The organism is Acerihabitans sp., assembly GCF_036398755.1.
Classification (GTDB): Bacteria; Pseudomonadota; Gammaproteobacteria; order Enterobacterales; family Enterobacteriaceae; genus Acerihabitans.
Genome location: NZ_DASWOM010000036.1, coordinates 40,446 through 57,415, shown reverse-complemented (window position 1 = coordinate 57,415; position 16,970 = coordinate 40,446). Strand labels below are relative to the sequence as shown.

Here is a 16,970-nt window from a genome sequence, read left to right as displayed (position 1 = left end):
GCTCATCCTGGCGAAGATTGTGCTTTGCCTGTGCTGACGGTATGTTGAATGCCAAAGAGTGAAATAAAACTGACGATGAAAGGATTTTCATTAATGAGGATCATTTTTTATCACCCGCAGGAAAACCCGGCGGTTTGGATCGATGGCCTGCGGCGGCGGTTGCCCGGCGCTGATATCAGGCCGTGGCGGGAGGGCGATAGCCTGCCGGCCGATTATGCCGTGGTCTGGCACCCTCCCCACGGCATGCTGGCAGGCCGTTCAGGGCTTAAGGGCGTGTTTGTCCTTGGCGCGGGGGTGGATGCGTTGATGGATCAGGTGCGTTTGCATCCTGACATGCTGCCGGAGTCTGTACCGCTGCTGCGGCTGGAGGATGCCGGCATGGCGCAGCAAATGGTCGAGTATACCGTCGCCGCGGTGCTGCGCTACTACCGGCGCCTGGATGAGTACGACCGGCAACAAAGCCTGGGGGAATGGCAAGAGCTGGCGTTGCCCGCGCGGGACACTTTTGTCGTCGGCGTCGCCGGCGCAGGGGTACTGGGTGGTAAAGTGGCGATGGCGGTGCGTGGCTTGGGCTTCCCGGTGCGTTGCTGGAGCCGGCGGACGAAGCCTATCCCGGGAGTGGCCGGTTTTGCCGGCGAGGCAAGTCTTGGCGCGTTTCTCAGCGGCGTTCAGGTTTTGGTCAACCTGCTGCCGAATACGCCGCAGACCGCGGGTTTCCTCAATATCGCGCTGTTTGCGCGTCTCAATCGCGGCGCGTATATCATTAATATTGCCCGCGGCGCCCATCTGATCGAACGCGACCTGCTTGACGCCATGGCGCGGGGACACATCGCCGCGGCGACGCTTGATGTCTGCCGGCAGGAGCCGCTGCCGCGCGACCATCCCTTCTGGTCCGCGCCACGTATTACCCTGACCCCGCATATTGCCGCCACGACGCTGCCGCCCCTGGCCATGGACAGCATTGCGGATAATATACGGCGCATCGAGGCCGGACAAACGCCGCTCGGCCGGGTGGATCGCCCGAACGGGTATTGACGCCATTGCATCCGCGGCCGTTTTATGCCAAGGTCGGCGCCGGTTTTACCTTGCTAATTAACACGGATATAAATGATGAATGATTTTTCCATGGTTTGCCGGGTGCTGGGAACGTTATTTTACCGGCAGCCGCAGGATGCCACGCTGGCGCCGCTGATGGCGCTTATCGGCGAGGGCAAGCTGGCGGCCCACTGGCCGCTGGAACAAGATGCCCTGCTGGCCCGCCTGCAGCAAAGCTGCGATCCCACGGCGCTGGCCGGGCAATACGCGCGGCTGTTCGCCGGGGACGAGGCCATGGTCTCGCCGCTGCGCTCCGCGTGGCTGGCGGCGGATGCGGGCGAGGTCGGCGCGTTCCTGCAACAGCTGGGCATGCCGGCCGGCGACGGCCCGGCCGATCATTTCGGCGCTTTGCTGCTGGCCGGTTCGTGGCTGGAAGACCACGCCCGATTAGATGAAACCCTGGCGCAGCGCCAGCTGTTCGACCGCTTTCTGCTGCCCTGGAGCGATGGCTTTTTAGCTAAGGTCGAGGCCTGCGCCACCGGCGATTTTTACCGGGCGCTGGCGATAGTCTCCCGCGAAGCCCTCGAGGCGCTGCGCGAAGAACTGGACGAAACCCCGACCGCCTAAGCCCGCCATCGCAGTTCCCGCACCAGACGGGTCAAGCTGGCATAAGCCCATGGGTTTCACCCAAACGGAATCACCAGCTTGCCCGGTTTCACTTCCAGCCCCTGGGCCAGCTTTTTCACCAACGCCTCGTTTTTATTCCGACTGGCATCCAGCACATAAGCCGGCGTGTTATCGAAATAGGATTTCAGCGCATGGTCAAGATAAGGCGACAACGCGCGAAAGGTGGTGTCGACATTCGCCGGCTGCACCTGATAATCAACTAGACGCATCTCCTTTAGAAACACCGCGCCCTGAGACTTGTCATAATACGGCTGTGCCTGCAGCGTCAGGGTGGCCTCGGCCTGCTGCGACCCGAACAGGGAATCGACATTCACCATGGCGTGACCGGATAACCGCACTTTATTGGGCTCGGCGCGCCCGATTTCGCTTGTCAGGTTGGTCACCGCGATATGGGCGTTGGCCACGCCGGGAACGCCGATGTCTTTACTGAAGTCGTTATGTTTTTGCAGATAAGCGTTCACGTCCTGTTCGCTGATGGTGTATTGCGTTAAATTATTGCAGCCGCTTAATAAACTGCCGGCCAGCACGCAGCTGGAAAGCAACGTAAACCACGCAGTGAAACGATTTTCCATACTGTCCTCAACGATCGATGCCGCGGATCCAGCCCGTTAAAGGGTAACAGATTTGCCCAGGCGTAAGGAGCGCCGGATCACGGCGCCGGCACCGCAAAAAAACTGAAATTGCCAAAGGAATGACTCGGCGCCCGGCGGGTTCCGGCCGGGCGCGGGCAGGGTGGTTATTGCGCGACGCTGCTAAGCAGGTTGACCTGGGCCTGCTTGGCCATATTATCGCGGTATTCGGCCACCCGGGTCGGCCATTCCAGCCCGGCGACGATGGTCAGGGAACGCAGGCGGGCAAATAAATGGAAATCGTCATCGGACAACTCGCCGTTACAGGCGTTTGACCGCTGGATCAGCGGGTCAAGCTCGCGCAGCTGCTGATTGATTTTTTTTACCAGCCCCGGCGTATGGGAAAGGTGCTCCTCAAAGCTGCCGTTGGCGGCTTCCTTTTTCTTGATAAAGTAGCCGCGCGCCTCAGGGGTGGAGAACTCTTCAAACTTGCCGTTGACATTGCGCGGCAACACCAGTGGATAAGAAACCGGATGATTGGCTTCAAGCCATGCGCCGATGGCCGGGTTGGCTGGTCCCGTCACCAGGGGGCTGCCGTAGTGGGTATCGACGAAATGGACGATATCCATGCTTTCAGGCATGTAGCTGCCGTCGTCCTTTTGCAGGATCGGCGCGACTTTTTTGCCTACCATGCCGATGGGCGTGGCCTCGTCATCGTTAAGGAGTACCTGAAGGCCGACGGGGATATTTTTCAGGCCGAATATCATCCGTGCCTTGACGCAAAAAGGGCAGTGCTCATAAATGTAGAGTTTCATAATGAGGCATGTTCTCCTGGTTGAATGAGCGCGGCGCGTCATACCGGGGCGCGCCGCGCGGTGTTGATAGTCATTATGCGACAACAGGCGCCCGGGCACCAACCCTCAGCGGCCGCTTAGCATCGCCGGCTCAATCCTGCGCCGGTGGAACTGGCGGTACAGCCCGAACAGGGTCGCCAGTCCGATAAGGCCCAGCATGATCCAGGGCAGATTGGGAAAATCCAGCCTGTGCCCGACGTCGTATAACCAGCCGCCGCCGCTATAGCCAATGGCGCCGCCGAGCGCCAGCCCGAGTCGGCTGAAACCCAGGTAGCTGCCCCTGGCCCGGCTGTCCGCCAATGATGCGCCCAGGGTCTCCCTGGCCGGTTCGGCTATGATCGACCCCAGGTAAAACATGCCGATCAGGCAAAACAGCATCTGCAGGCTGCCGGTCATGCCGATGGGAAACAGGCTCAGGGTCATGATAAGCAGCCCCGCCATAAGCCGCACTTCCAGGCTGACGCGCTTTTCACTCCAGCGGGCGATGGGATAAAGCAGCGTCAGGGACAATACCGCCTCGATCGCGTACATCCATTTTACCGCGGCGGGCTGTCCCGCCACTTCGTTAACCCGGATCGGCAACATCAGCATCACCTGCACCGCCAGCATATAATAGCCGGTCAACGTCAGCACGTAGGTCACGAAGCGCCGATCCCTAAGCACCCGCCGCATGCCGTCCATCATGGGCGCGCGCACCGACGAAATGCGGTATGCCGGCAGCCACCAGGCGTTGAACAGCGCCGCCAGGATAAACATCAGCGCTCCCGCCCAGCACACCAGATGGAAATTGTACTTCAGCAGCCAACTGCCGATAAGCGCCCCGATCACCGAACAGGCGCTATCCTGCATCATTAACAGCGAAAAGAACCGGCCGCGCTCGTGGGGCCGGGTAAGCTTAACCACCAGCGCGGTGCGCGGCGGGTCAAACAGCGTGCCGCCCAGGCCCGACAGCAGGCAGGACAGCCACAGTATCCAGGGTTGATCGGCGACAGCCATCAGCGCGAAGCCCAGCGCGCGCAGCAGCATGCCGGTAATAATCATCGGCTTGGCGCCCAGGCGATCGGCGATGGCGCCGCCAAAAATACCCAGGCCCTGCTGGACAAGCTGACGCAGCCCCAATGCAATCCCCACCAGCAGCGCGGCCCAGCCCAGCTGATCGACGAACCTGATGGAAATCAGCGGAAAGACGACAAAAAAGCCCAGGACCACCAACATATTATCCATAAGCAGAAAATATTTACCCAAGCTCCGAGCTTGCGACACCGAGGACATGCTTCACCACAAAAAATAAAGACATTTGACGAGAACGCTTATTCTGAACGTAATGAGCCCATAACGAAAGTCCGGCGGAGATGATAATTTTTTATCGAAAAATATCAGTAGAAACGGTAATTTATGTGTGTGCTCATCTTCTTGTGCGTTAAGGCCAGAATATTGACGCCGGGAAATTGTATTATGATGACATCAGCCGGGTTTACGTCATTGCCGCGCGACACGCCGCAACCCAGACCCCAAGGTAAAAATTATTTGATTGCCCGGACAGCGGAGGGAAGATGTTTGGCTATCGACAGGCGTCGCCAAAGGTGCGACTGGTTACCGCCAGACTGGTGGTGCGTTTGGTCCACGAACGCGATGCGTACCGACTGGCGGAATATTACGCCGGCAACCAGGCATATCTGAAGCCCTGGGAGCCGGTGCGTGACGAAAGCCACTGTTTCCCGTCGGGCTGGCAGGCCCGGCTGGGATTGATTACCGAAATGCACCGGCAGGGAACCGCCTACTATTTTATCCTGCTCGACCCGGAGGAAACGGAAGTCTATGGCGTGGCCAATTTCAGCAATGTGCTGCGCGGTTCGTTCCATGCCTGTTTTCTCGGCTACTCGCTGGGGGAAAAGTGGCAGGGGCAGGGGATGATGTTCGAAGCCCTGCAGGCCGCCATCCGCTATATGCAACGCCATCAGCAAATGCACCGCATCATGGCCAATTATATGCCGCACAACCAGCGCAGCGGCAATCTGCTGACACGCCTGGGATTCGAGCGGGAAGGGTATGCCAAGGACTATCTGCTGATCGACGGGCAATGGCGCGATCACGTTCTGACCGCTCTCACCAATTCCGCCTGGAAATCCGGCCGGTAATATTTTCTTAAGGGGCATTTTACCATGACACTGCGTATCGGAATCGTCGGGCTTGGCGGCATTGCGCAAAAAGTCTACCTGCCGCTGTTGTGCCAAGGGGGGGACTGGGCGGTGGCGGGGGCCTTTTCGCCCAACCAGGCCAAGGCGCGCGCGCTGTGCGCCGGCTACCGCATCGAAAGCTTTGCCAGCCTGGACGCCCTGGCGCAGCGCTGCGACGCGGTGTTTGTCCATACCAGCACCGCCACGCATTTTGATGTGGTAAGCCATTTATTGGCGCGGGGCCTGCATGTCTATGTGGATAAACCGCTGGCCGAAACGCTGGAACAGGCCGAACGGCTGGTTCTCCTGGCTGCCCGGAAACAACGGGTGCTGATGGTGGGTTTCAACCGCCGCTTTGCGCCGCTCTACCTGCGGCTGAAGCAGCAGATGCGGCAACCCGTCTCGATCCGTATGGATAAACACCGGTTGGACAGCGTCGGTCCCGAGGCGACGCGCTTTACGCTGCTGGACGACTACCTGCATGTGGTGGATACCGCGCTGTGGCTTGCCGACGGCGCGCGGGAGCAGCCCGCGAATGGCGCCACCGGGCCTGCCGCCGACGCGCCCACGCTGACCGGCGGCATTCTGCGGGAAAACGCCGCCGGCCAGATGCTCTATGCCGAACATCATTTTATGCACCGGGGCTGCGCGATCACCACCAGTATGCATCGCCAGGCCGGCAGCCAGGCCGAAACGGTAAGCGCGGTGACCGCGGGCGCGGTATATCGTATTGAGGAAATGCGCGTGTGGCGCAGCGAAAGCCAGGGGGTGATAAGCGAGCTGCCGGTCCCCGCCTGGCAAACGGTCCTGACCCAGCGCGGTTTTACCGGCGCGGTGGCGCATTTTATCGCCGCGGTGGCTCATCAAACCCAACCTGAAACCAGCGGCGAACAGGCCCTGCTGGCGCAAGCCTGGATAGAGCGCCTGGCGGGCGGTTAAACCGCCCCCTGTCCCATCCCGCCGTCAACCCGCCCCGGGGATTTTCATCGGCAAAGCGGGTTTTTCCGCTTTTGCCATGACGATACCGGCATTATTACGCCGGCCGATTGGCGCAAACGGGGTTTATGGTCCATATTCAGTGAACCGTTACCGGCGCGCGGCAAGGCGGCGCGCCCGGGGGTGATAACCACCCCCGCACGAATTCCTACATATCTGTTCAGCCCTCGGGGCATTCCATTCAAGGCGCAACGCATAGCGCCTATTTCCAGGGTTTGTAACGCCGTTGTGACAAGGCGGGTTTAGCCATGTCGTTAATGACGGCGATAAATTTTGCGCCCCGGCGCCACTACGCTGCATTTTGCATCGATAACATTTTCGTAATGCCTGTGGCATGAAGCCGCAGGTTAAGGCTGCTATGAAAAAATTGCTTGCTGGGATCTACCGTTTTCGTGAAGCCTCGTCACCGTGGAATGATCCTGCTCCGGTCAGGAAAGAATTATTTGGCGTGGAACGCCTGGAACAGCATGCGGAAAGCCTGGCGGCGGCGCAGGCGATCGCCGAGCGCCCGCCGTTGGTCTCCCCGCTGCGCCAGCGGCTCAATGATAACGCGGCGGTTTTGCTGGCGGCCTACCGCGACAGCGCGCTGGAGCTGGAGAAGGGACGCACCGTGGTGCCGGCCGCCGAATGGCTGCTGGATAACTATCATCTGGTTGAAGCGCAAATCCGCGAAATCCGCGAAGATCTGCCGCCCAGTTTCTACCGGCTGCTGCCCAAGCTGGCGCAGGGGCCGTTTGCCGGCTATCCGCGGGTCTTCGGCGTGGCCTGGGCGTTTATCGCCCATACCGACAGCCACTTCGATCCGGAAAACCTCAAGCGTTTTATCGCCGCCTACCAACGGGTGCAGCCCCTCACCATCGGGGAACTATGGGCGGTGGCCATTACCCTGCGCATCGTGCTTATCGAAAATTTGCGACGATTGGCCGATCAGATGAGCGAAGGGCGCAAAGCCCGCCAGGAGGCCGAGGACCTGGCCAATAAGCTGCTGGCCAAGGGTAATGCCCAGGCGGCGATGGAGAGTGCGCATTTATCACGCTACACCGTGCCGCTCAATGAACATTTCGCCGCGCAGCTGGCGAAACGCCTGCGCAACCAGGATCCCCGCACCACGCCCTCACTGGCCTGGCTGGAGGACAAGCTCAGCCAGCAGGATTCCTCCATCGAACTGATTGTGCAAAACGCCCAGCAGCGGTTGGGCGCCTCCAACGTCACGGTGCGCAATATCATCACCAGCATGCGCCTGATCTCGGATATCGATTGGGCGACGCTGTTTGAAAGCATCAGCCTGGTGGATGAGCGTTTACGCCGGCACAGCGCGTTCGACGAAATGAATTTTACCACCCGCAACCTATACCGCAGCGCCATCGAGCAGCTGTCGCGGGGGTCGGCATACACTGAGCTGGATATCGCGGACAGGGTGCTGGTGGCCGCCCATGAGGCCGCGGCCGGCCAGACCGATCCGCTTGAAATCGCCCGCGTCGGCGATCCCGGTTATCATCTGATTGCCGGCGGACGCCGACGGCTGGAGAAATCCATCGATTTTAAACCGCCCTGGCGCTTACGCATCAGCCGCCTGGCCATCGAGCCCGGCATCGCCGGCTACGGCGGGGCCATTATCTTGCTAAGCCTGCTGCTCGCCGCCTGGGCGGGGAGCAAACTGGCGGCGTCCGGTCTCGGCGCCGGCGCCCTGGTGGTATTTATCATCCTGGCGCTGCCCGCGCTGAGCGAAGCCGCCAGCGCGCTGATCAACCGGTTGGTCAACTGGCGGCTCGGCGCGTCGCCGCTGGCCGGCCTGGCGTTAACCGACGGGGTGCCGGCGTCGCTGCGCACCATGATCGTGGTGCCGGTGCTGCTGACCGACCAGGAAGACATCACCGGGCAAATCGAGCGCCTGGAAGTCCATTACCTGGCCAGCGGCGAGGGCGATCTCACTTTTGCCCTGCTTTCCGATAGTCTGGATGCCCCGCTCGAAACACTGCCCGGCGACGCGGAACTCATCGACTGCGCCCGGGAGGGCATCGCCCGGCTGAACCAGCGCTATGGCGCTGGGCCGGCCGGCGCGCGGTTTTTGCTGTTGCATCGCCGCCGGCAATACAACGAACGCGAGTCCTGCTGGATGGGATGGGAACGCAAACGCGGCAAACTGCATGAACTGAACCGTTTGCTGCGCGGCGCGCGTGATACCAGCTTCCTGCCGGGCAGCCAGGTGCCGGAGGGGGTGCGTTATGTTATTACCCTGGACGCCGATACCCGGCTGCCGCGTGAAACGGCGCTGCTGCTGGTGGGTAAAATGGCCCATCCGCTTAACCGGCCGAAATTCGATGCCGGCAAAAAGCGCATCGTCAGCGGCTACGGGATCCTGCAACCGCGTATTACGCCGTCCTTGCCGTTAGGCAGCGACGGTTCGGTCTACCAGCGCGTCTTCTCGGGGCCGGGCGGCATGGATCCCTATGCCTCGGCGGTGTCGGATGTCTACCAGGATCTGTTCGGCGAAGGGTCCTATACCGGCAAGGGCATCTATGATGTGGATGCCTTCGACGCCGCGCTCGAGGCGCGTATTCCGGAAAACACGCTGCTCAGCCACGATCTGTTCGAGGGCATTTACGCCCGCGCCGGCCTGGCCTCCGATGTGGAGCTGGTGGAAGACTCGCCGGCCCGCTACGACGTGGTGGCCAAAAGGCAGCATCGCTGGACGCGCGGCGACTGGCAGTTATTGCCCTGGATAATAAATGGGCGCAGCGGCGTCAGCCCGGTCCCCCCCGTCGGGCGCTGGAAAATGATCGACAACCTGCGCCGCTCGCTGCTGGCGCCGTTCAGCCTGCTGGCTATCGGCTGGTGCTGGCTATTGCCGCCGGCCACGGCCGCATTGGGTATCCTGAGCCTGATCGCCGCCTTCGCCGTGCCGTCCTTACTGCCGATTTTCTGCGATTTGCTGCCACGCCGGCGGCGTATCCCGCTGCGCAAGCATTTACGCAACGTTACCGTCGATTTGCGCTACGCGCTGCTGCGTATCCTGATGCAAATCGTTTTTTTAGCCGACAACGCCTGGCAAATGCTGGACGCCATCATCCGCTCCTTATCACGGGTATTTTTCAGCCGGCGCAAGCTGCTGGAATGGACGACTTCGGCCCAGACCGGCGGCAGCCCGCGCCTGGGATTGGGCGGATTTTACCGGCAAATGGCGCCCGGCATTCTGTTCGGCCTGCTGATAGCGGCCCTGGCGCTGACGCTTGCGCCATTGAACTGGCCGCTTATCGCCGTGTTCGCCTTGTTATGGCTGCTGTCGCCCCTCATGGCGCTATGGGCCAGCCGGGAGCCGGTGATTGCGCCCGTGGAGGCGCTGAACGAAAAAGAAGCCCAGGCGCTGCGCCTGATTGGCCGCCGCACCTGGCGCTTTTTTGAAACCTTCGTCACCGGGCAGGATAACATGCTGCCGCCGGATAACTTCCAGGAGGAACCCCGTCCGGTGGTTGCGCATCGCACCTCGCCCACCAATATCGGACTGTATTTGCTGTCGACGGTGTCCGCCCGGGATTTCGGCTGGGCCTCCACCGGCGCGACGCTTGACCGGCTGGAAGAGACCTTTGCGTCGCTGGATAAGCTGCAGCGTTACCGCGGCCACTTTTTCAACTGGTACGAAACCCGCAATCTGGAGGCCCTGGCGCCGGCCTATGTGTCGTCGGTGGACAGCGGCAATCTGGCCGGACACCTGATCGCCCTGGCCAACGCCTGCGAGGAGTGGCGCTGCGCGCCGCTGGCGCCGGGCTGGCGCGCCGGCGTCATGGATCATCTGCTGCTGATCCGTCAGGCGTTGAAAAAATCCCCTGAAATCGACGGCCTGCCGCTCGATGCGCTACTGGACGAAATCACCGCCCAGCTGGCCCTGGATCAACCCGATAATACCCTGCTGCCGACGCTTGCCACGCTAAGCGCCGAGGCCTGCGGCTTGATGCACGATCTGGATATTTTCCCCGATGCGGAGCCGGCCGACGACGCCTCGCACGACGGCGCGGCGGACGCGGTGCTGCTGTTCTGGCTGGATGCGCTGAAAACCAGCATCGCCGGCCATAACGCCGACCGCCTGCTGGCGGCGGACAGCTACAACGAGCGCCTGCAACAGCTGGCGGATCGCGCCAGGGCGCTGGCGCTGGGCATGGACTTCCGTTTTCTGGTGGACGACGAGCGTAAGCTGCTCTCCATAGGGTACTCGTTTACCGATAACCAGCTCGACAGCAGCTGTTATGATTTACTGGCGTCCGAAGCCCGGCTGGCCAGCCTGTTCGCCATCGCCAAGGGCGATATTCCCACGCGCCACTGGTTCCGTCTCAGCCGGGCCGCCATCCAGTCCGGGAAGGGCGCCGCGCTTATCTCCTGGTCAGGGTCGATGTTCGAATACCTGATGCCGTCGCTGGTGATGCGCGCCGCCGCCGGCACGCTGCTGGAGCAAACCAACCGGGTCGTGGTGGCCCATCAGCAGGCCTATGGCCGCTCGCTGAAAATTCCCTGGGGCGTGTCGGAATCCGCCTATAACGCGCGCGATTTGGATTTCACCTATCAATATTCCAACTTCGGCGTGCCGGGTCTTGGGCTACAGCGCGGCCTGGCGCAAAACCAGGTTATCGCCCCCTACGCCACCGGCCTGGCGTCGATGGTGGACGCGCGCGGCGCGATGCTTAACTACCGCCGGCTGGCGGAGATGGGCGCGCGCGGCGATTACGGCTTTTACGAAGCGCTGGACTTTACCGCCGCCAGGCTGCCGGATAACCAGAAGGTGGCTATCGTGCGCAGCTATATGGCCCATCATCAGGGCATGACCATCGTCGCGCTGAACAATACCCTGCTGGCCGGCGCCATGCGCGCGCGTTTTCATCGCGAGCCGATGATCCAGGCCAGCGAACTGTTGCTGCAAGAGCGTATGCCAAGGGAAGTGGCCTTGACCAAACCGCACGCTGAGGAAGTGAAAAAAGCGGTGGCGAAATCCGGCCATGACTATCTCACCCAGCGCCGCTTTTCCGCCTTGCCCGCCGGCGCGCCGGTTACCCATCTGGTGTCCAACGGCCATTACGCGGTGATGCTCACCGTCTCCGGCGGCGGTTACAGCCGTTGGGGCGATATCGCCATTACCCGCTGGCGCGAGGACGTCACCCGCGACGATAGCCGTTCATTTATTCGCTTTCGCGATCTGCGCAGCGGCAAGATCTGGTCGGCCGGGCTGCAAATCCAGGGAACGGATTCGCTGAGCGAACGCCGTATCCGGGCGTTGAAGGGCAAGTCGTTTAACCAGGTTATCTTCAGCGAGGACGACGCCACCTTTATCCATCATGACCGCACCTTGACCACCACGCTTAACGTTTTGGTCTCCGGCGAGGATGACGGCGAGGTGCGCCGGGTCATGCTGACCAACAGCGGCCGGCGCACCCGCGAGGTTGAACTGACCTCCTATGCGGAGATCGTGCTGGCGCCCGCCAATGCCGATACCGCCCATCCGGCGTTTGCCAAAATGTTTGTGCAGACCCGCTATTTGCCGGAATTTACCGCGCTGGTCGCCACCCGCCGAACCCGCACCCCGCAGGAACCGCACGTCTGGGCGGCGCATCTGGCGATCGTGGAAGGCGAAAGCCTCTCGGACGCGCAGTATGAAACCGACCGGGCGCGGTTTATCGGCACAGGATCGTCGCCCACCCATGGCGACGCGGTGACGGGACGGCTGCCGCTGTCCAATACCGTCGGCACGGTGCTGGATCCGATTTTCTCGCTGCGGCGGCAGGTGCGCATACCGGCGGGCGCCTCGGTCAGGGTCACCTACTGGACGCTGGTGGCCTCGTCTGAAGAAGAGCTGATGAAGCTGATTGATAAGCACCACGACCGCAGCGCCTACAAACGGGCGAAAACCCTGGCCTGGACCCAGGCGCAGGTGCAGTTGCGCCATCTGGATGTCAACGCCGAGGAAGCGGCCGATTTCCAGCGCCTGGCCGCGCCGTTGCTGTATGCCGATTCCCGGTTCCGCGCGCCTTCAGCCACCATTATCCGCGGTTCCGGCATCCAGTCCGGCCTGTGGCCGCTGTCCATTTCCGGCGATCTGCCCATCGTGCTGCTGCGTATCGACGATATCCAGGATATCGCCCAGGTCAAGCAACTGCTGCGCGCCCATGAATATTGGCATATGAAGCTGCTGAGCGTCGATGTGGTGATCATCAATGAACACTCTTCGTCCTATTTGCAGGATCTGCAAATCGCCATCGAGACGGCGGTGCGCAGCAGCCAGTCCCACCCCCGGTATACCGGCGATGCCTCGCGCGGCGGCGTCTATACCCTGCGCGCGGATCTGATGAGCCAGGAAGCGCGCATGCTGTTGCAGTCGGTGGCGCGGGTGGCGCTGCTGGCGCGGCGCGGCAGCATCGGCTCCCAGCTGGCCCTGCTTGAGCTGCCGCAGGTCTCCCTGCTGCCGCAGCGCAAGATGCGACTGCCGACCCCCGGCGCGCTGCCCATTCCCGCGGAACTGGTGTTCTTTAACGGCACCGGCGGTTTTGCCCGGCAGGGCCGCGAATATCTCATCGTGATGGACGGGCAGACCTCTCCGCCCGCGCCCTGGATCAATGTGATTGCCAATCCGGACTTTGGTTTCCAGGTTTCGGCCCGCGGCGCCGGTTATACCTGGGCGCAAAACAGCCGCGAAAACCAGCTCACGCCCTGGCTGAACGATGCCGTGGCGGACAGCGGCGGCGAGGCGCTGTATATCCGCAATGAGATCACCGGCGCGTTGTGGAGCCCGACGGTCCATCCCATCAATGATGGCGGTCGTTACCTGGCCCGCCACGGATTCGGCTACTCCCGCTTCGAGCATAATACCCTCGAGGCGGCGGTTGAACTGCTGCAGTATGTGCCGCTGGAAGATGCCATCAAGATCTCCCGGCTGACCATCCGCAACCTGAGCGATCAAACCCTGCACCTGTCCGTCTCCGCCTACGTGGAGTGGGTGCTGGGCACCTCGCGCAGCGGGTCCGCGCCGTTTATCATCAGCGAGCATGATGAAAGCACCGGCGCGGTGCTGGTAAGGAATTCATGGGGAACCGCCTTCCAGGGCCGGGTGGCGTTTGCCGACCTTGACGGCCGTCAGGACGCGTTCAGCGCCGATCGCACCGAGTTTCTCGGCCGCAACGGCGCCATGGATGCGCCCGCCGCGCTGGTCAACGGCGGCCGTCTGAGCGGGGCCTGCGGCGCGGGCTTCGATCCCTGCACGGTACTGCAGACCCATATCGAGGTGGGGGTGGGCCAGAGTATCGAGGTGGTCTGGTTTATCGGCCAGAGCGACTCGGCTGAAAGCGCTCGCCGCCTGATCGAACGTTACCGCGCCGCCGATCTGGACGCGGTGCTGGCGGAGGTGACCAGCCACTGGCAACAGCGACTGGGAGCGATACAGGTCACCACGCCGGATCCCGCCATGGATATCATGCTCAACGGCTGGCTACTGTATCAAACCCAGGCCTGTCGTATCCAGGCCCGCTCCGGGTTTTACCAGGCCAGCGGGGCCTATGGCTTTCGCGATCAGCTCCAGGACGGTATGGCGCTGACCTTCGCGCAGCCGCAGCAGACGCGGGGCCATTTACTGCGCGCCGCCGGACGGCAATTTATGGAAGGCGACGTGCAGCACTGGTGGCTGCCCCATTCCGGCCAGGGCGTGCGCACCCGCATTTCCGATGACCGGGTCTGGCTATCGTTTGCCGTCGCCACTTATATCAACTGCAGCCATGATGAAGCGGTACTGGACGAAGTGCTGCCCTATCTGGAAGGGCCGCGTCTGGCGGAGGGTGAGCACGACGCCTTCTTCCAGCCGATGGTGGCCGCCGAGAGCGCGACGCTTTACCAGCATTGCGTGCAGGCCATGGAACAAACCCTGGAACTGACCGGCGAGCACGGCCTGCCCCTGATGGGCACCGGCGACTGGAACGACGGCATGAACCGGGTCGGCGAAGGGGGTAAAGGGGAAAGCGTGTGGCTGGGCTGGCTGTTGATCCGCACCCTGAACCTGTTTATGCCCTGGGTATCGGCCCGCGAGCCTGAGCGCGCCGCGCGGTGGCGGGCGCACAAGGAATCGGTGCGCCAATCGATTGAGCGCGACGCCTGGGACGGCGAGTGGTACCGGCGGGCGACCTTCGACGACGGCACCTGGCTGGGCAGCAAGGATAACGATGAGTGCCGGATTGACTCCATCGCGCAAACCTGGTCCGTGCTGTGCGGGGAAGCCGACGGCACGCGCGCGGCGACGGCGATGGCCGCGCTGGACCGTTTGCTCATCCGCCGCGAGGATAAGCTGGCGCTGCTGTTTACGCCGCCGTTCGACAAAACCACGCACGATCCGGGCTATATCAAGGGCTACCCGCCGGGATTGCGCGAAAACGGCGGCCAGTATACCCATGCGGCCATGTGGGCGATCCTGGCCTTCGTCGGGCTGGAGCAGGGCGATAAGGCGCATGAGCTGTTTGCGCTGCTTAACCCTGTCAACCACGCCCGTACGCCGGAACAGGTGGCGCGTTACAAGGTCGAACCCTATGTTATCGCCGCCGATGTGTACTCCGTGGCGCCGCATGTCGGGCGCGGCGGCTGGACCTGGTATACCGGCTCGGCCGGCTGGATGTATCGCGCCGGGGTGGAAGGGATCCTGGGTATTCGCCGGGAAGGGGAGGTCTTGATTATCGATCCGTGCCTGCCCTCCGGCTGGCCGGGATTCGACGCTGAAGTTCAGGTATTGGGTACCCGTTTCACCATTGAGGTCACCAATAGCGGCCTGTATCCGCGCGGAGTGAGCGAAGCGAAGCTTAACGACGCGCCGCTGGCGTTGACCGGCCGGCAGGCGCGCGCGCCCCTCGACGGGGGAACGCATCACCTGGTGCTGAAATTATAGCGCGACGCCGCCCGGGGACGGAGAAGTTTCCGCCGCCCGCGGCCTAAGGCGCCACGGCTCGCCGCAGGCCGCCTTACGCCGCGTAACAACTCGCAGTAGCGATTTCCTGAAGTCAGGGTAGACTAAGCGCACTTATAAAAGGATAAGGATGCCGGCGGGGGCAACGATGTACCATCCTCCCCCGGTATCCCATCGCTGTAGAAAAATAACTCCATGAATTTATTGAAATCACTGGCCGCGGTCAGTTCCATGACGATGTTCTCGCGGGTGCTGGGTTTTGCCCGCGATGCGATCGTCGCGCGCATTTTCGGCGCCGGCATGGCGACCGATGCCTTTTTCGTCGCCTTTAAGCTGCCCAATCTGCTGCGGCGTATTTTTGCCGAGGGCGCGTTTTCCCAAGCGTTCGTGCCGATCCTGGCCGAATATAAAACCCAGCAGGGCGAGGAAGCCACCCGTACTTTTATCGCTTATATCGCCGGCCTGCTGACCCTGGCGCTGGCCGTGGTTACGCTTGCCGGCATGCTGGCCGCTCCCTGGGTTATCATGGTCACCGCGCCGGGCTTTACCGATACGCCGGATAAATTTATCCTGACGTCATCACTGCTGCGCATTACCTTCCCTTATATCCTGTTGATATCGCTGGCGTCGCTAGCCGGCGCCATCCTCAATACCTGGAACCGCTTTTCGGTGCCGGCGTTTGCCCCGACGCTGCTGAACGTCAGCATGATCGGATTCGCGCTGTTCGCCGCGCCGCATTTTCATCCGCCGGTGCTGGCCCTGGCCTGGGCGGTGGTGGTGGGCGGCGTGCTGCAGCTCGGTTATCAACTGCCGCACCTGAAAAAAATCGGCATGCTGGTGATGCCGCGCATCCAGTTTAAGGATGCGGGCGTCTGGCGGGTGCTGCGCCTGATGGGGCCGGCGATCCTGGGCGTGTCCGTCAGCCAGATTTCCCTGATCATCAACACCATTTTCGCCTCGTTCCTGGTGTCCGGTTCGGTGTCCTGGATGTATTACGCCGATCGCCTGATGGAGTTTCCCTCGGGGGTGCTGGGCGTGGCGCTGGGCACCATTTTGCTGCCTTCGCTCGCCAGGAGCTTCTCCAGCGGCAACCATGAGGAATATTCCCGGCTGATGGACTGGGGGCTGCGTTTGTGTTTTGTGCTGGCGTTGCCGAGCGCCGTGGCGCTGGGCATTCTGGCGAAAGCGCTTACCGTGTCGCTGTTTCAGTACGGGCGGTTTTCCGCGTTTGACGCCGCCATGACGCAACGGGCGCTGATGGCGTACTCGGTGGGATTGATTGGCCTTATCATGGTAAAGGTGCTGGCGCCGGGATTTTATTCGCGCCAGGACATCAAGACGCCGGTCAAGGTGGCTATCGTAACGTTAATCATGACGCAGCTGATGAACCTGGCGTTTATCGGCCCGCTTAAGCATGCCGGCCTGTCGCTGTCCATCGGCCTGGCCGCCTGCCTGAACGCCGGTTTGCTGTACTGGCAATTACGTAAGAAGAACATGTTCCAGCCGCAGCCGGGCTGGCTGGCGTTTCTGGCGCGCCTGGTTATCGCGGTGGCGTTGATGGCGGCGGCGCTGCTGGGCATGCTGTGGGTTATGCCCGATTGGGCGCAGGGCACGATGCTGGCCAGGCTGCTGCGTCTGGCGCTGGTGGTGGCGGTGGGCGTGGTGGTCTATTTCGCCACCCTGGCGGCGCTGGGATTTCGCCTGCGGGATTTCGCCCGCTCGGTCAGTTAAT

The 16,970-nt window shown here is 62.0% G+C and carries 9 protein-coding genes; 6 read left to right on the top strand and 3 right to left on the bottom strand.

The features are described from left to right. Positions 1 to 93: 93 nt before the first annotated feature. Both VGC33_RS06365 and VGC33_RS06360 read left to right on the top strand, forming a co-directional pair. Positions 94 to 1,035: a 2-hydroxyacid dehydrogenase gene (locus VGC33_RS06365; protein ID WP_331119912.1), complete on the top strand. Its 942-nt coding sequence runs from the start codon at positions 94 to 96 to the stop codon at positions 1,033 to 1,035. A 75-nt stretch (positions 1,036 to 1,110) separates the two neighbouring features. Next, entirely contained in the window at positions 1,111 to 1,662 is a 552-nt protein-coding gene (locus tag VGC33_RS06360; RefSeq protein WP_331119918.1) for a TorD/DmsD family molecular chaperone, read from the top strand. A 56-nt stretch (positions 1,663 to 1,718) separates the two neighbouring features. Here VGC33_RS06360 and VGC33_RS06355 read toward each other — a convergent pair whose 3' ends face one another. The 3 genes from VGC33_RS06355 to mdtH all read right to left on the bottom strand — a co-directional run bounded on the left by VGC33_RS06355 (position 1,719) and on the right by mdtH (position 4,417). After that, positions 1,719 to 2,294 (bottom strand): lipoprotein, encoded by a 576-nt coding sequence (locus VGC33_RS06355; RefSeq protein WP_331119911.1) that lies wholly within the window; start codon positions 2,292 to 2,294, stop codon positions 1,719 to 1,721. A 164-nt stretch (positions 2,295 to 2,458) separates the two neighbouring features. Beyond that, a complete protein-coding gene (gene grxB, locus VGC33_RS06350; protein ID WP_331119910.1) occupies positions 2,459 to 3,106 on the bottom strand; it encodes a glutaredoxin 2 in 648 nt (215 codons plus the stop codon). A 105-nt stretch (positions 3,107 to 3,211) separates the two neighbouring features. Beyond that, the gene (gene mdtH / locus VGC33_RS06345; RefSeq protein WP_331119909.1) at positions 3,212 to 4,417 is read right to left on the bottom strand and encodes a multidrug efflux MFS transporter MdtH; all 1,206 of its coding nucleotides are present in this window, start codon (positions 4,415 to 4,417) and stop codon (positions 3,212 to 3,214) included. Between the two features lie 281 nt (positions 4,418 to 4,698). On the opposite strand from mdtH, the gene rimJ reads away from it, so the two are divergent. The 4 genes from rimJ to murJ all read left to right on the top strand — a co-directional run bounded on the left by rimJ (position 4,699) and on the right by murJ (position 16,969). Continuing rightward, positions 4,699 to 5,283, top strand: coding sequence for a ribosomal protein S5-alanine N-acetyltransferase (gene rimJ, locus VGC33_RS06340; protein ID WP_331119908.1), 585 nt, complete (start codon positions 4,699 to 4,701; stop codon positions 5,281 to 5,283). Between the two features lie 24 nt (positions 5,284 to 5,307). Further along, positions 5,308 to 6,261: a Gfo/Idh/MocA family protein gene (locus tag VGC33_RS06335; protein WP_331119907.1), complete on the top strand. Its 954-nt coding sequence runs from the start codon at positions 5,308 to 5,310 to the stop codon at positions 6,259 to 6,261. Positions 6,262 to 6,676: 415 nt separating this feature from the next. Continuing rightward, complete coding sequence (locus tag VGC33_RS06330; protein WP_331119906.1) at positions 6,677 to 15,220, top strand: glycoside hydrolase family 94 protein; 8,544 nt, start codon at positions 6,677 to 6,679, stop codon at positions 15,218 to 15,220. Between the two features lie 213 nt (positions 15,221 to 15,433). Then, positions 15,434 to 16,969 (top strand): murein biosynthesis integral membrane protein MurJ, encoded by a 1,536-nt coding sequence (gene murJ, locus VGC33_RS06325; protein WP_331119905.1) that lies wholly within the window; start codon positions 15,434 to 15,436, stop codon positions 16,967 to 16,969. Position 16,970 lies beyond the last annotated feature (1 nt).